The 24,074-nt window shown below is 44.9% G+C and carries 25 protein-coding genes and 1 riboswitch; of the genes, 20 read left to right on the top strand and 5 right to left on the bottom strand.

Annotated features, from left to right (window positions below; translation table 11 throughout):
- Positions 1-239 precede the first annotated feature (239 nt).
- The 4 genes from FS736_RS04890 (at position 240) to FS736_RS25060 (ending at position 5,834) form a co-directional block, all read left to right on the top strand.
- A complete protein-coding gene (locus FS736_RS04890) occupies positions 240-2,633 on the top strand; it encodes an immune inhibitor A domain-containing protein (protein ID WP_186326661.1) in 2,394 nt (797 codons plus the stop codon).
- A 303-nt stretch (positions 2,634-2,936) separates the two neighbouring features.
- Entirely contained in the window at positions 2,937-4,079 is a 1,143-nt protein-coding gene (locus tag FS736_RS04885; RefSeq protein ID WP_144475245.1) for a DEAD/DEAH box helicase, read from the top strand.
- A 114-nt stretch (positions 4,080-4,193) separates the two neighbouring features.
- Positions 4,194-5,675 (top strand): amidase family protein, encoded by a 1,482-nt coding sequence (locus FS736_RS04880; protein ID WP_144475244.1) that lies wholly within the window; start codon positions 4,194-4,196, stop codon positions 5,673-5,675.
- A 24-nt stretch (positions 5,676-5,699) separates the two neighbouring features.
- On the top strand, positions 5,700-5,834 hold the full coding sequence (locus tag FS736_RS25060) for a hypothetical protein (protein WP_260983522.1): 135 nt from the start codon (positions 5,700-5,702) through the stop codon (positions 5,832-5,834).
- Positions 5,835-6,028: 194 nt separating this feature from the next.
- On the opposite strand, the gene FS736_RS04875 is transcribed toward FS736_RS25060, so the two are convergent.
- A complete protein-coding gene (locus FS736_RS04875; RefSeq protein ID WP_144475243.1) occupies positions 6,029-6,895 on the bottom strand; it encodes a YitT family protein in 867 nt (288 codons plus the stop codon).
- A 175-nt stretch (positions 6,896-7,070) separates the two neighbouring features.
- Between FS736_RS04875 and FS736_RS04870 the strand changes: the two genes are divergently transcribed.
- From FS736_RS04870 to FS736_RS04855, 4 genes are all read left to right on the top strand, one after another.
- Entirely contained in the window at positions 7,071-8,354 is a 1,284-nt protein-coding gene (locus tag FS736_RS04870; RefSeq protein WP_260983521.1) for a CBS domain-containing protein, read from the top strand.
- Positions 8,355-8,442: 88 nt separating this feature from the next.
- Positions 8,443-8,545, top strand: a riboswitch (SAM riboswitch).
- A 68-nt stretch (positions 8,546-8,613) separates the two neighbouring features.
- Complete coding sequence (locus tag FS736_RS04865; RefSeq protein WP_144475242.1) at positions 8,614-9,759, top strand: trans-sulfuration enzyme family protein; 1,146 nt, start codon at positions 8,614-8,616, stop codon at positions 9,757-9,759.
- Positions 9,760-9,849: 90 nt separating this feature from the next.
- Complete coding sequence (locus tag FS736_RS04860) at positions 9,850-11,145, top strand: methyl-accepting chemotaxis protein (protein ID WP_186326660.1); 1,296 nt, start codon at positions 9,850-9,852, stop codon at positions 11,143-11,145.
- Between the two features lie 77 nt (positions 11,146-11,222).
- Complete coding sequence (locus FS736_RS04855; RefSeq protein ID WP_144475240.1) at positions 11,223-11,795, top strand: YflT domain-containing protein; 573 nt, start codon at positions 11,223-11,225, stop codon at positions 11,793-11,795.
- Positions 11,796-11,912: 117 nt separating this feature from the next.
- Here FS736_RS04855 and FS736_RS24155 read toward each other — a convergent pair whose 3' ends face one another.
- Complete coding sequence (locus FS736_RS24155) at positions 11,913-12,056, bottom strand: hypothetical protein (protein WP_186326696.1); 144 nt, start codon at positions 12,054-12,056, stop codon at positions 11,913-11,915.
- A 123-nt stretch (positions 12,057-12,179) separates the two neighbouring features.
- Between FS736_RS24155 and safA the strand changes: the two genes are divergently transcribed.
- The 7 genes from safA (at position 12,180) to FS736_RS04820 (ending at position 16,840) form a co-directional block, all read left to right on the top strand.
- Positions 12,180-12,788: a SafA/ExsA family spore coat assembly protein gene (gene safA, locus FS736_RS04850; RefSeq protein ID WP_144475239.1), complete on the top strand. Its 609-nt coding sequence runs from the start codon at positions 12,180-12,182 to the stop codon at positions 12,786-12,788.
- Positions 12,789-12,974: 186 nt separating this feature from the next.
- Positions 12,975-13,319, top strand: a complete 345-nt coding sequence (locus FS736_RS04845) for a lmo0954 family membrane protein (RefSeq protein WP_144475238.1) — start codon at positions 12,975-12,977, stop codon at positions 13,317-13,319.
- Positions 13,320-13,364: 45 nt separating this feature from the next.
- Positions 13,365-14,009, top strand: coding sequence for a PspA/IM30 family protein (locus tag FS736_RS04840; RefSeq protein ID WP_144475237.1), 645 nt, complete (start codon positions 13,365-13,367; stop codon positions 14,007-14,009).
- A gap of 128 nt (positions 14,010-14,137) precedes the next feature.
- Positions 14,138-14,872: a cell wall-active antibiotics response protein LiaF gene (liaF, locus tag FS736_RS04835; RefSeq protein ID WP_186326659.1), complete on the top strand. Its 735-nt coding sequence runs from the start codon at positions 14,138-14,140 to the stop codon at positions 14,870-14,872.
- Positions 14,869-15,912 carry a sensor histidine kinase gene (locus FS736_RS04830; RefSeq protein ID WP_144475236.1) on the top strand — a complete coding sequence of 348 codons (1,044 nt, stop codon included), beginning with the start codon at positions 14,869-14,871 and terminating at the stop codon, positions 15,910-15,912. The genes liaF and FS736_RS04830 overlap by 4 nt, the downstream gene beginning before the upstream one ends.
- Complete coding sequence (locus FS736_RS04825) at positions 15,909-16,541, top strand: response regulator transcription factor (RefSeq protein WP_144475235.1); 633 nt, start codon at positions 15,909-15,911, stop codon at positions 16,539-16,541. The genes FS736_RS04830 and FS736_RS04825 overlap by 4 nt, the downstream gene beginning before the upstream one ends.
- A 116-nt stretch (positions 16,542-16,657) precedes the next feature.
- Positions 16,658-16,840, top strand: coding sequence for a hypothetical protein (locus FS736_RS04820; RefSeq protein WP_144475234.1), 183 nt, complete (start codon positions 16,658-16,660; stop codon positions 16,838-16,840).
- A 55-nt stretch (positions 16,841-16,895) separates the two neighbouring features.
- Here the strand turns inward: FS736_RS04820 and FS736_RS04815 are convergent, their stop codons facing one another.
- Positions 16,896-17,090 (bottom strand): hypothetical protein, encoded by a 195-nt coding sequence (locus FS736_RS04815; protein WP_144475233.1) that lies wholly within the window; start codon positions 17,088-17,090, stop codon positions 16,896-16,898.
- A 249-nt stretch (positions 17,091-17,339) separates the two neighbouring features.
- On the opposite strand from FS736_RS04815, the gene FS736_RS25385 reads away from it, so the two are divergent.
- The 4 genes from FS736_RS25385 (at position 17,340) to FS736_RS04800 (ending at position 21,879) form a co-directional block, all read left to right on the top strand.
- A complete protein-coding gene (locus FS736_RS25385) occupies positions 17,340-17,495 on the top strand; it encodes an RAxF-45 family protein (protein WP_283904851.1) in 156 nt (51 codons plus the stop codon).
- A 142-nt stretch (positions 17,496-17,637) separates the two neighbouring features.
- Positions 17,638-19,536 carry a ribosomal protection-like ABC-F family protein gene (gene abc-f, locus FS736_RS04810; protein WP_144475232.1) on the top strand — a complete coding sequence of 633 codons (1,899 nt, stop codon included), beginning with the start codon at positions 17,638-17,640 and terminating at the stop codon, positions 19,534-19,536.
- Between the two features lie 511 nt (positions 19,537-20,047).
- Positions 20,048-21,379, top strand: a complete 1,332-nt coding sequence (locus FS736_RS04805) for a polysaccharide biosynthesis protein (RefSeq protein WP_144475231.1) — start codon at positions 20,048-20,050, stop codon at positions 21,377-21,379.
- A gap of 113 nt (positions 21,380-21,492) precedes the next feature.
- On the top strand, positions 21,493-21,879 hold the full coding sequence (locus FS736_RS04800; RefSeq protein WP_395883502.1) for a DUF1284 domain-containing protein: 387 nt from the start codon (positions 21,493-21,495) through the stop codon (positions 21,877-21,879).
- 56 nt (positions 21,880-21,935) lie between these two features.
- On the opposite strand, the gene FS736_RS04795 is transcribed toward FS736_RS04800, so the two are convergent.
- Together FS736_RS04795 and FS736_RS04790 are read right to left on the bottom strand one after the other, a co-directional pair.
- Complete coding sequence (locus FS736_RS04795; protein WP_144475229.1) at positions 21,936-22,595, bottom strand: TrkA C-terminal domain-containing protein; 660 nt, start codon at positions 22,593-22,595, stop codon at positions 21,936-21,938.
- A gap of 89 nt (positions 22,596-22,684) precedes the next feature.
- On the bottom strand, positions 22,685-22,948 hold the full coding sequence (locus tag FS736_RS04790) for a hypothetical protein (RefSeq protein WP_144475228.1): 264 nt from the start codon (positions 22,946-22,948) through the stop codon (positions 22,685-22,687).
- Positions 22,949-23,127: 179 nt separating this feature from the next.
- Between FS736_RS04790 and FS736_RS04785 the strand changes: the two genes are divergently transcribed.
- Positions 23,128-24,066, top strand: a complete 939-nt coding sequence (locus FS736_RS04785) for a magnesium transporter CorA family protein (RefSeq protein ID WP_144475227.1) — start codon at positions 23,128-23,130, stop codon at positions 24,064-24,066.
- Positions 24,067-24,074: the final 8 nt, after the last annotated feature.

Here is a 24,074-nt window from a genome sequence, read left to right as displayed (position 1 = left end):
TCCCAATAAATGAGTTTAAGGAAATAGTTCCATTTACACTTATTGTTGAGATTAAAACAGGATAAAAGAATCAATTAATTTTTAGATTGGGTTATTCCGACAAAAAATACAAAATTTTATAGGTAAATATTATTAAATTATAAAAATTTACAATTTTTCAAAACCTTGCTACAATTTCAATCAGATTCTTCAGAATATATGAATAATCGAAACTTGGAAAATAGCAGGGGGTAATCTTTTTGAAGAAAAAGAGTTCGTTGAAGGTACTTTCCAGCGTTGCGGCAAGCGCAGTATTCGCTTCGACGTTATTTGCTGGTTCATTTGCAGGTACACCTGCAGCAACTAAGGATGTGGCTGCTGCCACTGCACCGGAATCTGCACCAATCGACCTGAATATCGTCGACCAAGATCGGCTGGCAAAAGCTTTGCAGAAGCGCGGGCTGATTTCTAAAGGAGCTTCACAGGAAGAAGTAAACAAGGCAGTCACTGCTTATATCGAGAAGAAGCAAGGTGAAAAGCCTGGAAAGTCTGATAAGTCTTTGACAAAAGAAGAGCAGGCATTTGATAAAAAAGCCAAAGATTTTGTTTCAAAACAAAAGGACAAGCTTGCTAAGCAGCTTGATAAAGGTCATGAAAACTTCAAAAAAGGAAAGCCGACTGGTGCAGTAAAGGTAGACTCTGCTAAGCAGGCTAACTACAATGGAGACGTTCGTGAGGATAAGGTACTTGTTCTTTTAGTAGAATATGCGGACTTCCCGCACAATAACATCGATCAAGAAGAAGGCTATATGTGGGCTGATGACTTCAATCGCGAACACTATCAAAAAATGCTGTTCGGTGATGAAGACTTCACACTTTTCAATGGGGAAAAGGTAAAGACATTCAAGCAATATTATGAAGAGCAATCAGGCGGAAGCTACACAGTTACAGGCGAAGTTTCCAACTGGCTGAAGGTGCCTGGTACAGCTGCTGAATATGGCGGCGACAATCCTGAAGGCGGCCATGATAATGCACCTGGGGCAAAAGGTGCACGCGGACTTGTTAAGGATGCATTGGTAGCAGCAGCTGAATCCGGAATCGACTTAGCTGAATATGACCACTTTGACCAGTACGACCTCGATGGCGATGGAAACCAGAATGAGCCGGATGGCCTTGTTGACCACTTGATGGTGCTTCACTCTGGCGTTGGCCAGGAAGCAGGCGGCGGCAAGCTTGGTGACGATGCAATCTGGTCACACCGCTGGGTAGTCGGCAACGCTCCTTTCCGAGTACCTGGAACAACTGCTGCAGTTCCTTACTGGGGCGGGCAAATGGCTGCATTCGATTACACTGTAGAGCCTGAAGACGGCGCAGTAGGTGTATTCGCTCACGAATTTGGGCATGACTTAGGTCTTCCAGATGAGTATGACACTCAGTACACTGGACAAGGTGACCCTGTAGCTTCCTGGTCCATCATGTCTGGCGGAAGCTGGAACGGGAAAATTGCTGGAACAGAAGCACCAAGCTTCTCACCGCAAAACAAAGAATTCTTCCAAAAGACAATGGGCGGCAACTGGGCTAACATTACAGAAGTGAATTACGAAGACATCGACTCTAAAGGTCTGGCAACAATCATTGACCAGAGTGTTACAAAATCAAAGAATCCGGGAATTGTAAAAGTAAACCTTCCTGGTAAAGAAGTAAAGGGAATCCAAACTGACTTTGGCGAAAAGTACTACTACAGCCAAAAAGGCGATGACCTTCATACAACACTTGTTACACCTGAATTTGATCTGACAAACGCAACAAGTGCTGAATTCTCATACAAAGCGAATTATGAAGTTGAATTCGATTACGATTATGTATACGTAAATGCACTTGTGGATGGCAAAGAAGTAGAAATCGACAAAATCGGTGATACAAACGTTGCCGGTGGAATGGATACTACTGAAGGCAACTGGACTGATGTAAAGTACGATTTAAGCCAATTCGCAGGCAAGAAAGTAAAACTTGCGTTTGAATACGTAACGGACGGCGGCCTTGCTCCAGAAGGTTTCGCAATGGACGAGCTTAAGCTGACAGTTGACGGCGAAGAAGTTTTCGCTGATGGTGCTGAAGGCGACGCAGCCGTAACACTTGATGGTTTCATCCAAACAAATGGCACGTTCTTTAAAGACCACTACTATTATCTGGAGTGGAGGAACTACGCTGGTTCTGACAAAGCATTGCTTGAAGGACGCGGCGTGAAGTACAACACTGGTATGGTCGTATGGTATGCGGATGATTCATTCACAGATAACTGGGTTGGTATCCACCCGGGTGAAGGCTTCCTTGGACCAGTCGACTCACATCCAGAAGCGATTGTTGGTACTCTTAACGGCAAGCCTTCTGTTAAGCAAAGCACACGCTACCAGGTAGCAGATGCTGCATTCTCAATGGATCAGACACCTGCGTGGTATGTCGATTCTCCATCTCGCGGAATCTTTGACTACAAAGGTCTTCCAGGAGTAACAGAATTCGATTCTACAAAGTCTTACATGAATGACTTGATTCCAGACGCGGGACGTAAAGTTCCAGCTCAATTCCCGATCAAGTTCAAGGTAATCGGCGAAGCGAAAGACAACTCTGCTGGTGCAGTTTGGATCCATAAATAAAACTTCAAGACATCGGGCGACTATTCGTCCGATGTTTTTTATTATGAATTAGAAAAAATCGCGCTGAATTTCCAGTTCGCCAATAAAAGTTGGAAATCGCCAATATAATAAAATTTTCGCCAGAAAAGCTATGTGAGTCGCCAATAAAATTATATTTTCGCCAATAAAGTTGTGAACTCCGCCAATAAAATAAATCCGAGTCACAAACTAGATGAAAAATCGCGATTCAGCGTGGGAAGACTGGACTTATAAGCAGGTTTTAGCTAGTATCAATACTAGAATGTTTACGTGAAGGAGAAAATCATGTCAGAAACTCAACAAATAATCGCTCAATTGAACCCTTTCCTGCAGCAGGCCTGGGAGAAGGCTGGATTCGAGGCAATGACTTCAGTCCAGTCGACAACGATCCCATTAATAATAGAAGGAAAAGATGTTGCCGCTGAATCGCCGACTGGTACTGGCAAAACTTTAGCGTACCTGCTTCCTGTTTTAAATAAAATCGATGCGAAGCTGCAGAATACACAGGCTGTCATCCTCGCTTCGTCACAGGAGCTTGTCATGCAGATCCTCGCTGAAATCCAAAAATGGGGAGAAGGCAGCGGAATCAAATCGGCAAGCCTGATCGGCGGCGCGAACCTTAAGCGCCAGATTGACAAGCTGAAAAAGAGCCCGCACATCATCGTCGGCACTCCTGGACGGACGAATGAACTGATCAAGCAGAAAAAGCTGAAGATGCACAAGGTGCACACCATCGTGCTTGATGAAGGTGACCAGCTGTTGACCCCTGAACATAATGAGACGGTTAAGAGTATTGTAAAATCGACTCTTGCTGATCAAAGGCAACTATTACTATTTTCAGCAACACTGCCAGAGGCTGTTGAAAAATCAATCAACAGGCTGGCGAATGATCCTGAAATCATCAAGGTGAAAAAGGATGATACCATTGATGCAGCGAAGGTCGAGCATATTTACTTCCTGAGTGAGCAGCGTGACAAGATCAAAATTCTTGAGAAAATCGCGCGTCTTGACGGTACAAAGTCGCTCGTATTCATTAAGGACATCCCTAACCTGATCATCGCTGCTGAGAAGCTGAATTTCAAGGATATCCCGGTTGGACAGCTGCATAGCGAACTGACAAAGCAGGATCGACAGAAATACTTGAATAAATTCCGCGAAGGCAACAGTGAGATGCTGCTTGTCACGGACATCGCGGCTCGCGGGCTTGATATTAAAGGTGTCACCCATGTCGTCCATTTCGATTTTCCAAGAGAACAGGATAAGTATATCCACCGTTCCGGACGTACTGGCCGTTTTGGCGCAGAAGGGACTGTCATCTCGATCGTCAATGAAAGAGAAGAACGTGATTTGAAGAAATTCTGCAAGGCGCTTAATATCGAGCCAGTGCTGAAGGAATTTTACGGTGGCAAAATTGTCGATCCAGAATAAGGGAATTCAAAAGCTATAGGCCGGTCCTATAGCTTTTTTCTATAAATAAAGGGATTTTTGTGAAATTTAAAGAATATATATTCCGAAGTTTATTATTGGAAGGAACTGTTGAACATGAAAAATCCACGTTTACATACATTGATGGAAGAATGGCTCCCGGAAGTGACAATCGATGACATGCAGGGGAAAATGGAGAGCGGCGAGCTGACTTCACATGATCTTGTGCTGATGTATCAGGCAAGGATCGCTGCTTTTGATAGAACAATCAAATCGGTGCTTGAATTGAATCCAGATGCTCTGCATATCGCGGCTGCACTGGATGCTGAGCGAAAACAAAAGGGTCCGAGAAGTCCGCTGCACGGTATCCCGATCATGGTAAAAGACAATATCGATACTGGCGATAAAATGCATACAAGCGCCGGGTCGCTGGCCTTGAAGGATTCCATCGCCTTGAAGGATTCGTTTGTTGCATCCAAGCTCAGGGAAGCCGGCGCAGTCATCCTCGGAAAAACAAATATGACCGAGTGGGCCAATTTCATGGCAAATGGCATGAAAGGCGGCTACAGTTCACGCGGGGGGCAGGTACTGAATCCTTATGGCCCCGGCAAGTTCGAGGTCGGTGGCTCAAGCGCAGGATCTGGAGCGTCGATTGCAGCGAATCTGGCGGCGGCTGCGGTTGGTACGGAAACGGATGGCTCGATTTTAAACCCCTCCTCACAGAATTCCCTGGTTGGCATCAAGCCAACAGTCGGACTGGTCAGCCGCAGCGGCATCATCCCGATTGCCCACACCCAGGACACGGCAGGGCCGATGGCGAGAACCGTCAAGGATGCAGTGTATCTTTTAGAAGCGATTGCCGGGCAGGATCCGCAAGACCAGGCAACAATGGTAAGTTTAGTTGAATTCAACCATGACTCTCTTTTCGATAAAAAAGCATTAAAAGGCACAAAGATTGCAGTTGCCAGGGAAGAGTATATTGGTAAATGGACTAAGGAACAGGAACAAATTTTTCAAAAAGCGCTTGAAAAATTGGAGGAACTTGGCGCTGAGGTTATTGAAGCTGCAATCCCAGCAGCAAAAGCGAAGTGGGGACACAATGTTTTAAGCTATGAATTCAAGGCTGATCTGAATGCTTATTTAAAGGGACTGAATATCCCAATCAAGACGCTCGCGGATGTCATTGCCTTTAATTATGAGCATGGTGAGAAAACGTTGAAGTACGGCCAGGAAGTGCTGCTGGAATCAGAAGCCACAAGCGGTACTTTAACGGAGGCAGAGTACCTCGAAGAACTCGAGTACAATCTGTATATGGCCAGGGAACAGGGAATTGACTATGCCCTGAAGGAATACGGAGCAGATGTGGTGCTTTTCCCTATGGACGGCTCGACGATCGGCTCTAAGGCGGGCTATCCGTCGGTTACGGTACCAACTGATTACACGGAAGAAGGAGAACCGGTGGGAATTACTTTCACGGGCACAGCCTTCAGCGAGCCGCTGCTGATCAAGCTTGCCTATGCCTACGAACAGGCAACCAGGGTCCGCCGTGCACCCGAACTTGGAATAAACGCCAGCGAAAAAATCCATACTACACCTTGAATCCATTAAAAGGAGCGAAGAAGCATGGGTAAGCAAAAGCTAGGCAACGGAAACGCCCAGCGTAACAACAATAAGAAAAAAGGCAATAACACACCAGAAGAGCTAGTCGAGTTTACAACCGGCCAGAAAGAGAAAAAATTCAATAATCCGATTGATTAACAGTAAAATGCCCCTGCAATTTCCTCTCAGGGGCATTTTTTATATCAGGATTGAGCTCTTTTAGAAATTTTATTGGCGAAAAAATAAATAATTCGACCACTTTTGGAGTTAATTCGACCACATTTTAAAATAATTTGGCGGATTTTTAATTTATTCGACCACATTCATGGATTATTCGACCAAGTCTGCATTTTTTAATGCCCGCTGCCCTTATCAAAATTACTCCCCGATACGTCGGCTACATTCTCGATTGCGACGAGCGCGTTCGGATCGATATCATCAACCACCGAGCGCAGGGTGGACAATTCAATCCGGCTGACGATCGTATAGATGATTTTCTTTGGTTCGCTTGAAAAAACGCCCTGGCCCTGGATATAGGTCATGCCGCGTCCTAATTGCTTCAGAAGGGCTTCGGCGATTTCTTCCGGGACATCGGAAATGATTGTGACCGATTTTAACTCTTCCATACCCTCAACGACGACGTCAATCATCTTAAAGGCGATAAAATAGGTGATGATCGAGTACATGGCTGTTTCCCAACTGAACACGAGCAAGGCGGCCAAAAGGAAGATGAACAAGTTCATGATCATGACGATCTGCCCAACGGACACAGTGCGCTTCTTGCTGACAAGGATTGCGATGATTTCGGTGCCGTCAAGCGCCCCGCCAGCGCGGATGACGAGGCCGACGCCGGTTCCGAGGATGACGGCACCGATGATGGTGGCCAAAAATAAATCATCCGTCACCCGGTCGAAGTGATGGAAATACGCTGTCGTTACGGATAAAATAATGACACCGTACAGCGTCCGAAGCGTGAATTTCATACCCATCCTCTTGTATCCGATATAAAGGAAAGGCAGATTGAACAGGATCAGGAAAATACTCATCGAGACGTTGGTCAATTCCGCTGCGATAATCGAAAGGCCGATGACACCTCCGTCAAGGATGGCGTTGGGGACGAGGAACATATCAAGCCCGAATGCAGCGATAATCGCCCCGATTGTAATTGTCACAAGCTGTGTGACCTCTTTTATGACTCTTTTTTTCTTTGTTGCTGCCACTAAATATCAAACCCTTTTCTATAAAAATCTACTTTCTAATTGCATTGTATGTACTATACTTATTGTATCAAACTTAAAAGTCATCTGGAAATTCTACATTATATATCCATGATTAGTAAATGCGTGTTTTGGGGTAATGAGTAGGGAAGTGATTCGAAACAACGGAGGGACCATTTTGGCTAACGAAATTCAGGTTAAACATAGATCCAATAAGCAACAGACAACGTCGAAAAAAAGGAAAAATCAACACAATAGAAACAAGAATAAGAAAACCGGCAACAATTCATATCTTCGAACCAATCCAAGACCGGCAGTTGACGATAACCGCCTCAAGCGTGCCGAAGAGAACGTTGACGATCTGCCGAAAAAAGATTCCAGCAAAATAACAAAGCAGGATAGAAGCAAAGTAATCGATCAGAATAATGGTAAACCATCAAAAAAGAGAAACAGCAAAATAACGACTCAAGATAACACTAAAACAACAAAACAGAACAACGGCAAAGCAACTACCCAAGATAACGCTAAAACAACAAAACAGAACAACGGCAAAGCAGCAACTCAAGAAAACGGTAAAACAACGGATCAAAACAACAGCAAAAAAACAAAAAGTAACGCTAAAACAATGAATCAGAACAGCACAAATGGAACAAATCAAAGCAGTGACGAAGCAAAAAACCAAAACACAGGCAATGAAAAATCGCAAAAAGCTTCTGCTTCTCAGGCGTCTTCAGAAAATCAAGAGGTAAAGCATAAAGAACAATCCGGCAAGTTTGAAACGGCTTTTAACCGGATCCATAAAGCGCTGAAGGAAATGGTGAAGGGGACGGACAGCGATGCGTTTGTCGAGCTGCTGTACTCTGGCTATAAGAATCATTCATTGGTCCGCAAGTATAAAAGTGAGCTGCATCAGTTTGCCAAGCTGCGGAATGCGATTGTCCATGAACGGGTGAATGCGGATTATTATATTGCCGAGCCGCATATCGAGGTAGTCGAGCGGATTGAGGAAATCGCGAAGGAGTTCGAGAAGCCGCAGACGGCATTATCAATCGCGACCAGTCCTGTGTTTTATTATTATGAGGATGCTTATCTAAAAGATGTGCTTAAGGTCATCAACAAGTTTGATTTTACGAGATTCCCGGTCTATGACAAGGATGATAAATATGTTGCACTGCTGACTTCAACAGAGATCATCCAGTGGATGGCGAAGCATTTTTCCGACAGTGTCGTTCACTTTGAAGATGTGCGGGTGAAAGAATTGCTGACCAAGGGGAAAAATTATTTCGTGACGTTTGTGGATGAGGAAGCATCTTTATACCATATTGAGGAATTATTCGAGCGTTACCATACGAGGGGCAAGAAGCTCCAGGCGGTCATTATCACGGAAACAGGCGACCGCCACGGAAAGCCAATCGGTGTCATCACACCATGGGATTTGCTTGACAGTGATCCAGAAGATTGACTTCACAAATCTTTAGAAAATCGTTCATTGACGAATTTACAGCGATATTGATATACTTCTGCTAATATTAATGATTTTAAATCAATAACTCTTATCCAGAGCGGCGGAGGGACAGGCCCTGCGAAGCCCGGCAACCTTCTTTTTTCATTGAAAGGTGCTAATTCCTGAAGAACGATTTCTGAAGATAAGAGAGGCTTAGCAATTGGAACCTCTCCTTATTTGGAGAGGTTTTTATATTTTTTAAAAGCAGGTGGATGAAATGACGAACAACAGATTTGAAACGGAAGTGCTTCACTCTGTACATACTAAGCAGCAGGGTATTAAAAGCAAGGCAACACCGATTTACCAGACGTCGGCTTTTACCTTCAATGATCTTGATGAATTGGAGGGTTTTTATCAGGGTGAGGGCAATTATTTGTACTCCAGGGTCGGCAATCCGAATACGGATGAACTCGGGCAAGCGGTAGCGGCTCTTGAGCATGCAGAGGATGGTGTGGCGGCTTCATCTGGATTGGCTGCAATTTTGGCAGGTGTCCTGGCAGTTGTGAAGAGTGGGGACCATATTGTTGCGGCGGACGATGTGTATGGAGGTAGCTTCCATATGCTAAAAGCAGAGCTTGAGCGCTTCGGGATTGAAACAACGTTCGTGCCGTTCTCGGATTTGGGCAATGTCACAAACGCCATCAAGCATAATACAAAGCTTCTATACACAGAGTCGATCACGAATCCGCTGCTTCGCGTTGAAAAGCTGGATGAAGTCATCGAGCTGGCAAAGATTAAAAAACTCGTTGTATTAGTTGATAATACGTTTGCCACTCCGCTCCATGTGCGTCCATATGAAGGCGGTGCCGATCTGGTTGTCCACAGTGCGACAAAATATATTGGCGGGCATAGCGATGTCACTTCAGGCGTCATTGTTGGCAGGAAAGAACTGATTGCCGAAGCACGCGCGAGAATCGTCAACCTTGGGGCGAATCTGAGTCCATTTGAAGCGTGGCTGACCTGCAGGGGCTTGAAGACGCTTGCCTTGAGAATGAAAGCACAATCGGAGAATGCCAGATTGCTTGCCGAAAGTCTTCGTGAAAATAAGAATATCGCAAAGGTATACTATCCATTCGCAGAAGCTGAACAAGGATTTGGGGCTATCGTATCAATTGAGCTGGCGGAGCATGTGGATCCTGCCCAGTTTTTCAAATCGCTTGGCTGGGTAAAAATCGTTCCGACACTTGCGGGCGTCGAAACCACCGTCTCCCATCCGCTGAAAACCTCCCATCGCGCACTCCCTCCTGAGGCGCAGGAAGAACTTGGCATCACTTATCGTCTGGTGAGGATTTCGGTCGGAATTGAGCACGGAGAGGATATCGTTTCACAATTTGAAGCTGCGCTGGCTAAAGCTGTTGAATAGGATGGAAAATTTTCTGGAAATGCCGATATTATGATAGAAAGATCATTCATCCCCAGTGTTCGCGCTGGGGATTTTACAGGAGTGGATAGTATGCGGGACCTTTCGTTGAAAACAAAGGTGTTTGCTTTTTTTGGCTTGTTATTCTTTGTTTATGCCATTTCGACGTTATACAATTTTTACTTGCTGAATTCATTCAAAGTAGACTCTGATCCAGCCGAACTGGTATCCAGGAGTATGTATTCGACAGCCATTGCGGGTTCACTTATTTCAATAGGGTGCCTTGTTTTCATCATTATTTTATTCAAAAGGGTATTCAAGCCCATCGATCGCCTCACCCAAGCGACACAGAGAATTGTTCAGGGTGATCTGGCAGTGGAACTGGCCAGTGATTCAAAAGATGAGATTGGGAAGCTGACCTCCCATTTTGATGCGATGATCAGTCAATTAAGGCTGCTCGTAGCCCAATGTCAGGATAATACAAAGGTACTGCATGACTCAGCAAGAAAGCTGTTCGAGAATTCACAGGTCCATGAAAATGAAAGCGAGAGAATAAAAGCTTCCATTCTTCAAGTCTCTGCAGGTGCTGAACAGCAGCAGGGCCATTCGGCAGTGCTGAGTGATATTGTTGATAATATGGTGCAAAGAATCAGCGAGATTGCTGAACTATCGAATCGGATTGAAACAATGTCCACGACCAATGCTGTTAAAAGTGAACAAGGCCAGACGTTCATCAGTGAAACGAGCGCACAGGTGGGACGGATGGATCAGATTACGAGACAGGCTGCCAGGGATGCTGAATCACTGGCTGAAAAGACGAATAAAATCGAAGAGATCGTCAGTATCATTTCTGGAATTGCCAACCAAACAAATCTGCTGGCATTAAACGCGGCAATCGAAGCTGCACGCGCAGGGGAACAAGGGAAGGGGTTTGCAGTCGTAGCCGGTGAAGTGCGATTATTGGCAGAGCAATCGCTGCATGCATCCCGGCAAATCCAGGATACAATCGAGGTTGTCCGCAGCGACATTAAACAGATGGTGGATGTCATGTCTGGCGGAAGCATGGAAGTACAAAAGGGCAGCAAGTTATTCGGCAATGTTGAAATGCAATATAATGAGATGCGGGATGGGATTCTGTCCATCCAGAAGGAAATTGGCACCATCAGCCAGTACACTGCAGATTTGAATCAGCAGACAGATAAATTGTTGACGATGAATAATGAAACGAATGTCATTTTACAAACAAATGCAGCCGGGATTGCCGAAATGGCAGCAGGGTTTGAGAATCAGGGAGAGACGGTCAGGGAATTGACCTTGACGGCTGAGAACCTGACACAAGTTTCTTCGGTCTTGAACAAGACCGTATCCGTCTATACACACAGCCAATAATCCTTCGACATCAGGTTTACACATCCTGTATGCGGGTATCTTTAAAAAGGACTACTCGTCTAAAGGAGGCTTTTAATATGTTTGAACATGAAAAACATCTTGTTGGAGTATATGATAACGAGCAAGACGCAATCCAGGCCGTAGAGGACCTGAAGAGGCAAGGGTACAATACCGATGATATCTCTGTTATTAGTAAAAACGACGATGAGATTGATCACGTCAACGAAGCAACCGGTACAAAGACTGAGGAAGGTCTTGCTGCAGGTGCGGCAACAGGCGGCATATTAGGCGGCCTTACAGGATTACTGGCAGGCATCGGAGCCCTAGCGATCCCTGGAATCGGCCCAATCGTAGCTGCAGGCCCGATTGCTGCGACACTTACTGGTGCTGCAGTAGGCGCAGGTGCCGGCGGATTGGCCGGAGCATTGATCGGAATGGGTATTCCGGAAGATGAAGCAGAACGTTACGAAGGCTATGTAAAAGAAGGCAAAATCCTTGTAGTCGTCGAGCGTGAAGAGAACAGAGTCGGCCTGAATGATGGTACAACAACCACTGGTTTGGATGGAACAAGAACGACCAACCCGGTTGATGCACCTCTAACATCGGACAACCCGGCTAACACTCGTTTTGACAACACACGTGATTTTTAATCGATAGAAAAGGCTGCCACTGGCAGCTTTTTTTATCGTCTCTGAAAATAACAATTTATGATTCCGGGATGTTCAAACGATAAAAGCTGGCTGCATCAATTTAGCAGCCAGCTTTTGCTATTCTTTCTCTTTAGTATCCAGTAAATCAATCCGGCTTGCATCATCGAAATCAAAAGCAGAGGTAATGAAAAACATTAAAGTACCGCCAAGCAGGCCGAGACAAATGACATAACCGATCGTCATAACCCATAGATATCCCATAATCCTCATTCCTCCCTTGATAAAACTATATGCATTGTTAAAGTGATGTTTTCTTGTTAGTTCAATATTCAACTGTATATTTTTATCAAATCTTCTCATCCTATCAGTTGAGGAGGAGTGAAGATGGTAAAAAAAATAATATTGGCCCTTGTTTTAATGAGTATGGCTTTTCCGACCGCATCATTCGCGCAACAAGTCTATACGGTTCAGAATGGGGACTCTTTATGGAAAATTTCGGTCAGGTTCAAGGTTGGCCTTTCGGAACTTATCGGTGCTAACCAGCAATTCAAGAATCCTAGATTGATTTATCCTGGCCAGCGAGTCAATATCCCTAATTTAAGCGCCGCAAAGAGTATTGAAAGCCAGGTCATCCAGTTGACGAACCACGAGCGGGCGAAGAATGGACTTAAGCCAGTGGCAGCTGACTGGCAGCTTTCAAGGGTTGCGCGTTACAAATCTGCAGAAATGAGAGATAAAAGTTACTTTTCCCATACAAGCCCTACATACGGCAGTCCATTCACCATGATGAGGAATTTTGGAGTCAACCACAGGAGCGCGGCTGAAAATATAGCAGCGGGGCAGAGGACCCCCCACGAAGTAGTCCAATCATGGATGAACAGCCCTGGACATCGCAAAAATATCCTTAGCCCTGCATACACCCACATTGGTGTCGGGCATGCTGCAGGCGGGGATTATGGACACTATTGGACTCAGATGTTCATCACAAAATAAGGAACGGAAGAAATACCCCGGTGAAGCTGTCACCGGGGTATTTTTATGAGAGGAAAACGCAAGAGTGACGACCGGTCCGGTATGGTGCTAAGCCTCAGGACCTACCTGAAAATCAAGCTCAGGCACGTTATGGATTTTTTACGGCAAAGGTAAGATGAGTACATAAGAGATAAGGAGGAATTGAACATGAAAAAATTTGGTTTACTGTTTGCCGGCTTCATCGCTGCAATGGTACTGATGTCAAACCTTGGTCCGCTTGTGGGTCTCGGCGTGAGCTTGCTGGTGCTTTACTTTGTCGTAAAGCAATTTTTAAAGGCTCACTCGACAGCCGGAAAAATCGGCTGGGGAATAGCCGGGTTCATCATCTTGATGGCTGCAGCTTCAAATGTGCCAGCAATCCTGGGAATCGCAGCAGCTTACGTCCTTTACCTTGTATACAAGAACTGGGACAAAAAAGAAGTAGCAATGAAAGAAGCAAACGATCCATTTGTCAACTTCGAGAAGCAATGGGCAGAAATGAAAAACAACTAGGCGGCTGAAACACTACTATATGCGAAAAAAAAGGAGAGATTGTAAATGGCTAATCTATTAACAAGAATCAAAAACACTGTAATGGCAGATCTTCATGAGGCACTTGACCAGAAGGAAAGAAAGAACCCGATTGCACTGTTGAACCAGTATCTTCGTGAATGTGAAGCGGAGACTGAAAAGGTCGCGAAGCTGCTTGAACGCCAGGGCCAGCTTAAGGAACAGTTTGCCCGGGAATACCAGCAGGCAATTGAAATGGCAGACAAACGGAGACATCAGACGGAAATCGCGATGAGAGCGGGGGAAGCGGAACTTCAGGAGTTTGCCAGCAGGGAACAGGTTCAATATGAAGAACGCTCAGCCCGACTGAAGGAAGCGATGGAAAATGCAGGCAAGCAGCAGGTGGAGCTCGAACATAAATATGAAGACATGAAGCATAAATTGAAGGATATGCACATCCGACGACTCGAATTGATGGGCCGTGAGAATGTTACTCGTGCCAATTACCGGATGGACCAGGTGCTTGACCACAGCGATGGCTCCGACAAAGCCTATTCTAGGTTCACGGATATGGAAGCCTATCTTGATCAATTAGAAGAAAAGGTGAACAGCAACTATCACCGTAATACGATTGACGCAAGGATTGCCCAGCTCGAAAAAGAGTTCAAAAATAAAGAAACCCATACTATTTAATAGGCAAAACATGGTATTCTATAAAGGCGCAGGCAGCTGCGCCTTTTGGATATCACCTCTATTGAACTTCAACTTCATTCCACAGTAAACTTAATCCCAAATATTTAAAAAGGAAGGGGGAAAACACCGTGTTGAACAAGATGAAAAATGATTATGTCAGCTGGATTGTGATTACCGGAGTGATCCTCCTTTTGCTGGAAGTTTCTTTTTTCAACGAAGGGCTGATTTTCTCCCTTCTGGCAAGTGGAGCGATGATTTACTTTGGACGCTCTTTAATGCCGAAAAAATCAGGAAAGGTGCTGTTCTGGGCGGGATTATTCTTTTTCCTGAGCAGCGTTTTCAGCATGATGACCTTCAGGTTTTTCCTGTTGGCGGTACTGATCTATCTGGTATATCAGTATATCCAATCAAAAAAGAAGCCTGAATTGATTACGCCAGTTTTACAGAAGCCTGAAAAGGAAGTCAGCAAGGAAATGGTGATTGAGAAACCACCGCTTTTTAAAAATCGCTTGTTTGGACATCAGGAAACACCTTCACATGTATATGAGTGGGATGATGTCAACATCCAGACCGGAATTGGCGACAGCGTGATCGACTTGAGCATGACGGTGCTGCCAAAAGGCGAGACGGTGATTTTCATCCGGAATATCATCGGAAATGTAAAGGTATACGTGCCATATGATGTGGAAGTCACTCTCCGCCATTCATCGATTGTTGGCTCCGCCGAAGTTTTCGGACACCAGGAAGGCAGGGTGCTGAACCAAAGTCTGTACGTGCAGACCCCTGGTTACGAAGAGGCCGGGCAAAAGGTAAAAATCTTCACCTCGATGATCGTCGGGAATATCGAGGTGAAACGCATATGACAACTGCCACGCGCCAGATTTTATGGGGACTCACCCTTGGAATCATATCGTTTATCGCGCTGACACTGTCCTATTGGCTGGCTTTCCCGGCAGCTCGCTTTTCCGATCTATGGAACCGTGAGCTAATGGACATTCCGTTTGTTATCTTCACTTTCAGCATCAGCGTTGTGCTTGGAATCGCGTTCGGCCTGGCTTCAGGCATATACTGGCGTAGGCAATTCAAGACGGTGGACAGCTGGCTCTTCCAGCTTGAGGAAGGGCAGCAGCCTGAAATAGAAGCAAACCAGGCATACGCAGAAATCGCATCAATCTCGAAACGTGTCAGCAAACTGTATAAACAAATCTCAGAAAAAGCGATGCTCTCACAGAGGCTCGCAACCGAAAAAGCGGAGGAGCAGGAATCACGGATCCAGGAAATCATTTCCCAGGAGCGGAACAGGCTTGCAAGGGAACTGCATGATTCGGTGAGCCAGCAGTTGTTTGCGGCATCGATGCTGATGTCGGCGATCAATGAAACGAAGGGGCCGTCGGAGGAACGGGAAGCGAAGCAGCTGAAGATGGTGGAGGAAATGATCCACCAATCTCAGCTTGAAATGAGGGCGCTGCTTCTGCATCTCCGGCCGGTCGCGTTGAAAGGGAAGAGCCTGCAGGAAGGGATTGAGGAACTGCTGCTCGAATTAAGGCAAAAAGTTACTATGAATATCAACTGGAAGGTCGAGCCGTTTCCGCTTGATAAGGGCGTCGAAGACCATCTGTTCCGGATTTTGCAGGAGTCAATCTCGAATACGCTGCGCCATGCAAAGGCGGATCAGCTGGAAGTTCTGCTGATCCATCGTGATGGTAAAGTCATATTGAGAGTGGTTGATGACGGAATAGGCTTTAATGTTGAAGAAGCGAAAGCGGGATCATACGGGCTTCAAAACATGCACGAACGTGCGGGGGAAATCGGCGGGACATTGAAGATTGTAAGTGTTGAAAATAAAGGGACCAGGCTTGAGGTCAAAGTTCCAATATTAGTGGCGGCAGGTGAGGAAGAATGATTAAAGTAGTGTTTGTAGATGATCATGAAATGGTTCGGATCGGTGTCTCATCGTATTTATCAGCCCAGCCGGATATCGAGGTAATCGGCGAAGCGGATAACGGCAAGGCGGGAGTCGATATGGCACTCGAACTGCGGCCGGATATCATCTTGATGGACCTGGTCATGAAGGAAATGGATGGCATCGAAGCGACAAGGCAGATCATTGAGCAGTGGCCGGAAGCAAAAATCATTATCGTGACCAGTTTCCTCGATGATGAAAAAGTGTATCCTGCACTTGAAGCCGGTGCGACAAGCTATATGCTGAAAACCTCTAAGGCTAGCGAAATTGCCAATGCGGTGCGGGTTACATATTCCGGCCAGCCTGTGCTTGAACCCGAAGTGACCGGGAAGATGATGATGAAAATGCGACAGAAGAACAGCGTCGAATTGCATGAAGAGCTGACCGAGCGCGAGATGGAAGTATTGAAGCTGATCGCCGAAGGCAAAACGAATCAGGAAATCGCCGATGAGCTGTTCATTGCCCTGAAAACCGTAAAAACGCATGTCAGCAATATCTTAAGCAAGCTGCAGGTTCAAGACCGCACCCAGGCAGTGATCTACGCGTTCAGGCATTCACTTGTAAAATAATGAAGCTTTGCTGAAAAAGTTATGATTTTCAATTGGGCTCTTAATGGAAACTGATTGCGGAAATGGGTTCTGCTGAGAAGCATACGAAAACAGCCTAAGATAAGGAGGTCCCGGATATGGAACCATTGTTTGGTGTATTCCCTCTGTTGGGAGTATTAATTTCACTTGTACTTCCACTGGCCATGATCATCCTGTTCGTCATGCTGGTGACGAGCACAAAAAGACAGGAAGCATTGATGAAGGAAATTCTTGAAGAGCTGAGGAAGAATCAATCAGATAAAAGCTATTTGGATCGTTAAAGACACAACCAGAAGCCATAGAAAAACAAAAAGAGGCCAATGGCCCCTGGTGAAACTAATTAGCTTTCCCTTCGATTACATCTAATTTCATAAGCATTTCGCTTAACGCAATGGATATGACTTCCCGTTCTTCAAATTCATTTGGATAATGGGAAGCACAATTTATATAGTTATGCTTTTCAGCTAACTTTTCTTTGATTTTTTTACACATCCAGAGCTGGTAATCTGAAAGTTCCACGTGTCTAAGCATTGTCACCCACTCCTTCGTTAGTTATCCTTACCCGCGGTCCAAGCCAGTTTAAACACTTTATCCACAAGAATATCAGCATGGGAAAAATTGATAAAAAGCCTGCCCTGGTGGGTTCCTGCACAATTCAATCAAACGTTTGGTTATTGGAATTTGCGGAAAATGGGCTGCATGCAATTCAGGAAAAACTTGCTAAAATAATAATGAGATTGTAGAATGAAACTAACTATTAATGAACGGAGGTGAGGAGAGATGATCAAGACTGTTTTTGTACGCGGATTTTGGAATGAGTTCCTATATTTTTGTCGTGCAAAATTTGCTGTTGCAGCTGTCAACGGGATTCGTATGCCCTTTTTTAACAGCTCAATATCAAAAACAAACGGTACGATCATCTCTTTTCCCGCTTAGGTGAATGGGGAGGGCACATTTGTCCTCCTTTGTATTCATGGAATTCAAAAGCCAGGAGCAGAGCCATCTGCCCCTGGCTTTTTTGCGTTTACCGATAGACAGGTTCAGGTGAAGAGGGGGATCGATTAAGGAGGAAATCTTAATGATTACATGCAGTGTGAACAAAATAAGCAAAATGTACGGCGGCAATCTCATATTCGAAGATATGTCGTTTGAAATAAATGAAAAAGACCGAGTTGGCCTGGTTGGACCAAATGGATGCGGCAAGACCACATTGCTGCGTATTGTTGCCGGAATGGAAGAGCCGGACAATGGAAAGATTCACTGGAAAAAAGGCCTGAAGATCGGCTATCTGGCCCAGATACCGGAATATGATGCAAGCATGACTGCGAGAGATGTTTTGGCGACAGCTTTTGAAGACTTGCTGGATGTCCAGGGTGAGATGAAGCACATGGAAATGGAGATGGCAGCGGCTGGCGAGGACTCGCATAAGCTTGAAAGGCTGCTGGAAAAATACGGAGTTCTCCAGGAGAGGTTTGCTCTTGGCGGCGGTTATGAAATGGAAGCGAATATTGACAGAGTTGCCAACGGCTTGAGGATTGCAAGCCTGCTGGATTCCAATTTCAACAGATTGAGCGGCGGAGAGAAGACGAAGGTGGGCCTGGGACTGAGCCTGCTGCGTAATCCGGAGTTGCTGCTTCTAGATGAACCTACCAACCACCTTGATATCATGGCTGCCGAGTGGCTGGCAGAATTTCTGAAAGACTATGAAGGCACCGTGGTCATCATATCTCATGACCGTTATTTTCTAGATGAAACTGCGACCAAGATCCTCGATATGGAGGATGGAGAAATCGATCTCTATCACACAAATTACTCAGGATTCGTTAAGGAGAAGGAAGCGAAATTGCTGCGTGAATTCCAGGCGTACGAAGAGCAGCAGCGAAAAATCAAGAAAATGAAGGAAGCGATCAAGAGGCTGAGAGACTGGGCGAACCGGTCAAATCCTCCAAGCTCAGCGCTTCATAAGCGGGCGACGAATATGGAGAGGGCACTTGCCAGGATTGAAAAGCTCGACCGGCCGGTTTTGAACAGGAAAAAAATGAGCTTTGAACTCGAGACTGGAGCTCGCAGCGGAAAAGATGTGCTTGTTCTCAAGGATGTGAGTAAGTCCTTTGGCAGCAGGGAGCTTTTTGACACCATACATCTGCAGCTTAAATATCAGGACCGTGCGGCAATTGTCGGCGAGAATGGTTCCGGTAAAACGACACTGCTGAAGTTCATCAGGAATGAAATTTCACCCGACAAGGGAGAAGTCCGGCTTGGCAGCAATGTCAAGATTGGCTATCTGTCCCAGCATATGGAGCTTTCCAGCAAAGAGGGAAACGTTCTGGACGCATTCAGGAATGAAGTTGTCATGAATGAGGGGGAAGCCAGGAATGTTCTGGCAGGATTCCTCTTTTACGGGCCAGCGGTTTTCAAGAAAGTCTCCCAGCTGAGCGGAGGAGAACGGATGAGGCTGCGGCTCGCCCAATTGATGCATCAGGATCTCAATTTCCTGATCCTTGATGAACCGACCAACCATCTGGATATCGACTCCAGGGAGGTGCTGGAGGAAGCCCTTGATGGATTCGAGGGAACGCTGCTGGCTGTTTCCCATGACCGTTATTTCCTGAATAAACTCTTTGACAAGGTATACTGGCTTGAAAGCGGCGAGTTGACCGAAATACCCGGCAACTACGACCGGGCGAGGGCTAAGATGGAAGAAAAACGGAAGCAGCTTGAGGATGGAGATTCAGAGGTTATCCGTCCCGTTAAAGAGCCTATAGTAAGGGAAAAGGCTGATAAAAAAACTACTGCTGCTCCCAACGAAGAGGAACTGCTCGAGAACATAGAAGTACAGGAAGCGGAAATTGCTTTGATTGTAGACCAAATGTCCTTTGTCTCAGACTTAGCTGTATTGCAGGAGCTTCACACGAAAAAAGAAGAACTGGAAAGTAAATGCAATCAGCTTTATGAAAAACTGGAGGAAATCTCATAGTGATTAGATAAGAACTGCTGGCAGCCGGCAGTTCTTTTTATATTGGAAAAAAACGAGTGGGTTTCCAATTCGCTATAAAAAAGTGAAGGTCGCTATAAAAATCGAAAAGTCGCTATAAAAAATTAAAACTCGCTATATAAATTTGAAACTCGCTATATAAATTTGAAACTCGCTATAAAAATCGAAAAGTCGCTATATAAATTTGAAAGTCGCTATATAAATCGAAAACTCGCTATATAAATTGAAAAGTCGCTATATAATTTTGAAAAAGGCTTTAAAAGAGCAAGACTTGCTATAAAACTTCCGTAAAAAAACCAAAACTCGTTATGAAATCAGAATTTCCGCTATAAACCCATGCTCTTGCTGAAAAAATCCACTCCAAATCTAAGACTTTTACCGTTGAAATCGACTTTTTAGCCTCCCTCACCGCCAATTTGCACTTTCTTTAATATTGTCCGGACTTGTCTCATATGTTTATAAAAGTAAATGAGACAGGATTGGGAGAGAAGCTATGAGTACTTTTTTTAAAGGGATGTCCATCCTCGTGGTCGCTAATTTTCTAGGCGAAATAGTGGAATTCCTCGTTAATATGATTCTTGCGCGCGAGCTTGGTGAAAGCGGGATGGGGCATTACATGACGATTTTGCCGACGATTTTCCTGATCATGCTGCTGGCAAATTTTGAACTGCCTGTGTCGATATCCAAGATGATTGCTGAGCATGATGAGTCCTACCATCGGAGCATGATGCGCCATGCCATCAGGCTGGCAGTGGTGTTTACAACGGTTCTGCTGATTTTGGCTGCTATCGTGATTCCAATCATTCCGGTTTTCAATGAATACCATCCATTGCTGAAATGGGTGGTTATGTCGCTCATCCCGGTCATGACGATCACGGCAATTGCCAGGGGGTTTTTCATGGGAAAACAGGAAATGGGGAGGATCGCGGTTTCACATTTCCTGCGGCGCGCAGTCCAGCTTGTCCTGTTATCGGCTGTTTTCCAGTATTTCGAGTTTGGCAGTGAAACCGCTCTGCTTGTGGCTTTTTGCACGCTTGCCGGGAGTGAACTCGTCGTCTTCCTGTATTTATTGCACCATTTCATCATGTCCTATCAAAAAATCAAGAAGGTGCCAGGTAAGCATGTAAGCGGCCGGGAAGTCAGAAAAAATCTGGTGGAAGTGTCGGTTCCGACGACAGGATTGAGGATTTTCCATTCCCTGACCCATGCAGTGCAGCCCTTCTTGATCAAATTTGCGATCGTAAGCGCAGGACTGACCCCGGATATGGCAACGGAACAATTCGGGATGATGGCGGGGATTGCGATGACAATTGGGTTTTTCCCGGCATTCATTGCTCATTCTTTCCTGATCATACTGATTCCGACTGTTTCAAAGGCCTATGCGGAAAAAGAATTCGTGAAGCTGCAAAAATTGCTTCAGCAGGTGATGCTGCTGACCCTGTTTTATGGCTTGCCTTCTGTAACAGCCTTTTACTTTTTGGCTGAGCCATTGACGATGACGTTTTTCCATTCAAAACAAGCGGCTGTCTTTTTGCAGCTGCTGGCACCATATTTCCTGTTCCATTATTTTACCATCCCGATGCAGGCCTATTTAATCGGGCTGGGTCTGGTAAAGGATGCTTTTATCCATTCCGTCTATGCAACCATCGTTACCTTTGCGCTCATCTATCTGGTCGGATCAAGGCCAGAATGGGGGATGGAGGGTGTTATCATTGGCATGAATACTGGCAGTATGGTCATCTTGCTGATGCATTACATGACCATTTGCAAAAAGATTGGCATCACCTGGCTGTCCAGGAACACGATCAGAGATTCCCGATTGTAAAAGGTATTTGGACATTTTCGAAGAATTAATAGATAGAAGATATTTTCAGGAGTGATGGTGTGGGAAAAATATTGCGTGGGCACCATCTCCTCTGTGTGCATGGTTTCAGGGGGATGGGCTATAGTGTTGAGTTTGTTAAGAAAATGGAAGGGATCGTGAAGGATATCCGTGATCCCGGTCAGGATTTCTACATAAAAGTGGTTGCTGCTTTCGATGATGCCTGCATGTCGTGTCCGCACCGCGGGCTTGAGATTTGCGAGGCAAGCGAGGGTTCCAATGAGCATGTTTTATCGATGGACGGAAAAGTCATCCGCCATTTAGGACTTGTGCCCGGCGAGCGCTATTTAAAGTCAGAGCTGGTAGATTGGACCGCTGAAAAAGTTGAACCCGATGACCTTGATGAACTTTGCAAAAATTGCTCCTGGCTGCAATATGGGGTATGCAAGGAAGGGATCGCGCAACTTCGTGAGAAGAATACCGCAAGGGTCTCAGTGGAATAAATCTGAAAGAACAATAAAAGATGCCTGATCTGTGTTTGCAGCATACAAGCAAAGTGTCAGGCATCTTTAAATTTTTCTTCGATTTTAGGGTTATTGCCGTATAAAACCAGTTTGTCGCCAGGCTCCAATTTCGTCTCATGTGCTTTGTTGCGGATATTGATTTCGCCTCTTTTAATGAATAAAAGGATGATGTCATCTTCCATATCGACAATATCATCGAATGTCATATCAGCCAAGCTCGAATCTTCTTTAATGGCAATCTCCCTTACCTCATCGTCCTCATCCATTACAAGGACATCGCTAATCGGCAAATCAGCCAGCTCATAGTTTTCTTTTAACTCGCTTTTCAATTTCCCAGACATCAAATGCTGCACTATTGGCGCTCTCAATATTAACAAAAGGACCAAAAGTCCTCCGGCAACATAGCCGATTTCCATTGTATAGAATTCATCCTCTAAAAGTTTGCTGATGGCCGAGATAATGACAGCCAGCGAGAAAGCTCCGAACAAAATCAGAAATGCTCCAAGTCGTCTCCTGACAGGATGGTCAATAATCAGCTCGGATTCCCCTGTTGTAAATCCAGTTCCGGTTAACATCGAGATGACCTGGAATCTGGCTACTTTTCGTTCCAAACCAGTTGCCACAAAAATGGATGCATTAATTTCAATCACTGTAAAAACGATGAACAGGTATATGAAAATGAATAATATGCCCATTACCTCCATCCCCCTCGCACTATTTAGTATTGATTGCCGAGGTGTGATTTAAACAAAAATAGACCGGGGAAGTAATTCCCCGGACAATTTTATCGTTGTTCCTGAAGATTCTCGTTGTAATAATTCACTCCGTACATTGCACCTTCGCTGACCATTTTATTGTCTTCAACGTCCAGAGGATCAGGGTTGCCGGCTTTTTGGACTGGTAAGACATCTGTCTTCGATGGCATTACTTTTTCTTTCACTTGCGTAGCCATCTCGGTAAGTTTTGTTTTATTTTCCGGCTTCATCGCCATCCACAAGGCTGCAGCTCCAACACCTAACATGACAGCATTTTTAGTTTTGGTTTGCATTGTTTTTCCCTCCTGTAATGGTTTCAATTTTCTTTTGTCTATATTCGTATTTACCCTGTCGATAAAATTCAGAAACATTTTTAAAATGGAAGTCCTGCCAAGTATTAGCCTATCCGTTTCAAGCAGGCTAATAAGGGGAAGATTAATAGTTGATAATCATATGAAAGGTCTGAGACCATATGAAATATACATTTAATCAGGAAAAATGGACATGGTTTGATTTCGATGAGGGAGACGAGGAGAAAGTCAAGAAGCTGGTCTCGCAAAATTCAAACTGTGGTGAATGGTTTGAAAATATTATAGACCGGAAAGCCAACCTGCTCAACCTTAACACCGAAATAAGGGGAGAGGAATACATTTGGGGCTCACTGATTTACCAACAGGATATCGAGGATAAGGGTGAAAAAAATATCTTCCATTTTTACATCCGTAAGGACTTTTTCATAACAGTTAATTTTGATTTCTCCATTATTGATGCAAGTCCAATCGGAGTACAGAAACAGATGGATCAGGCAGAAAATGGGATAGAAGGCTTTTTTATTCTTCTCGGAGAAATTTTATCGACCTATTTACAAAAAATAGATGGCTATGAAGAACGTCTTCATAATCTACTATGGGAAATGAAGGAACAGAACAATCTGAAAATCCTCGAAAGAATCTATGAAAATCGGCATGAACTCCTCATTTGGAAAAATCTGGTTGTCCCGATCGTGGAGATAAAATTCATCGCTGAGGAAGCGTATGGACAAGGAATCCATGAAAACTCCGAATTCAACCGGGTAGAGACGAGGGTAGAACGGATAAGGATGCTGCTAAGCGAATACCAGCAGGCAATTGATACGATGATCAATCTCGAAGAAGTCGTGTCCACCCACCGCGGCAATGAAATCATGAAGACCCTGACAGTCATGACGATTCTATTCACTCCAGTGACCGCATGGGGTGCTGTGTGGGGAATGAACTTCAAAGTGATGCCGGAACTGGAGTGGAAGTTAGGATATTTATTTGCAGGAGTATTAATCATCGCCTCAACAGCAGGTCTATATTATTATTTGAAGGTAAAAGGCTGGATGGGTGATATTCTGAAGGTGAAAAAGAAGAACCGATTCTTTGGGTAAGAATTAAT

The sequence above is a fragment of the Cytobacillus oceanisediminis 2691 genome (assembly GCF_007678455.1).
GTDB classification, from domain to species: domain Bacteria; phylum Bacillota; class Bacilli; order Bacillales; family Cytobacillaceae; genus Mesobacillus; species Mesobacillus oceanisediminis_A.
Note: the sequence above shows the minus strand (reverse complement) of the source record. Positions and strands in the feature narration are given on the sequence as shown.

Coding starts and splice junctions, on each gene's coding strand:
- FS736_RS04885 (WP_144475245.1), top strand. CDS start 2,937: ATGTCAGAAACTCAACAAATAATCGCTCAATTGAACCCTTTCCTGCAG.
- FS736_RS04880 (WP_144475244.1), top strand. CDS start 4,194: ATGAAAAATCCACGTTTACATACATTGATGGAAGAATGGCTCCCGGAA.
- FS736_RS25060 (WP_260983522.1), top strand. CDS start 5,700: ATGGGTAAGCAAAAGCTAGGCAACGGAAACGCCCAGCGTAACAACAAT.
- FS736_RS04865 (WP_144475242.1), top strand. CDS start 8,614: ATGACGAACAACAGATTTGAAACGGAAGTGCTTCACTCTGTACATACT.
- FS736_RS04860 (WP_186326660.1), top strand. CDS start 9,850: ATGCGGGACCTTTCGTTGAAAACAAAGGTGTTTGCTTTTTTTGGCTTG.
- FS736_RS04855 (WP_144475240.1), top strand. CDS start 11,223: ATGTTTGAACATGAAAAACATCTTGTTGGAGTATATGATAACGAGCAA.
- FS736_RS24155 (WP_186326696.1), bottom strand. CDS start 12,056: ATGGGATATCTATGGGTTATGACGATCGGTTATGTCATTTGTCTCGGC.
- safA (WP_144475239.1), top strand. CDS start 12,180: ATGGTAAAAAAAATAATATTGGCCCTTGTTTTAATGAGTATGGCTTTT.
- FS736_RS04845 (WP_144475238.1), top strand. CDS start 12,975: ATGAAAAAATTTGGTTTACTGTTTGCCGGCTTCATCGCTGCAATGGTA.
- FS736_RS04840 (WP_144475237.1), top strand. CDS start 13,365: ATGGCTAATCTATTAACAAGAATCAAAAACACTGTAATGGCAGATCTT.
- FS736_RS04830 (WP_144475236.1), top strand. CDS start 14,869: ATGACAACTGCCACGCGCCAGATTTTATGGGGACTCACCCTTGGAATC.
- FS736_RS04825 (WP_144475235.1), top strand. CDS start 15,909: ATGATTAAAGTAGTGTTTGTAGATGATCATGAAATGGTTCGGATCGGT.
- FS736_RS04820 (WP_144475234.1), top strand. CDS start 16,658: ATGGAACCATTGTTTGGTGTATTCCCTCTGTTGGGAGTATTAATTTCA.
- FS736_RS04815 (WP_144475233.1), bottom strand. CDS start 17,090: ATGCTTAGACACGTGGAACTTTCAGATTACCAGCTCTGGATGTGTAAA.
- FS736_RS25385 (WP_283904851.1), top strand. CDS start 17,340: ATGATCAAGACTGTTTTTGTACGCGGATTTTGGAATGAGTTCCTATAT.
- abc-f (WP_144475232.1), top strand. CDS start 17,638: ATGATTACATGCAGTGTGAACAAAATAAGCAAAATGTACGGCGGCAAT.
- FS736_RS04805 (WP_144475231.1), top strand. CDS start 20,048: ATGAGTACTTTTTTTAAAGGGATGTCCATCCTCGTGGTCGCTAATTTT.
- FS736_RS04800 (WP_395883502.1), top strand. CDS start 21,493: ATGGGCTATAGTGTTGAGTTTGTTAAGAAAATGGAAGGGATCGTGAAG.
- FS736_RS04795 (WP_144475229.1), bottom strand. CDS start 22,595: ATGGGCATATTATTCATTTTCATATACCTGTTCATCGTTTTTACAGTG.
- FS736_RS04790 (WP_144475228.1), bottom strand. CDS start 22,948: ATGCAAACCAAAACTAAAAATGCTGTCATGTTAGGTGTTGGAGCTGCA.
- FS736_RS04785 (WP_144475227.1), top strand. CDS start 23,128: ATGAAATATACATTTAATCAGGAAAAATGGACATGGTTTGATTTCGAT.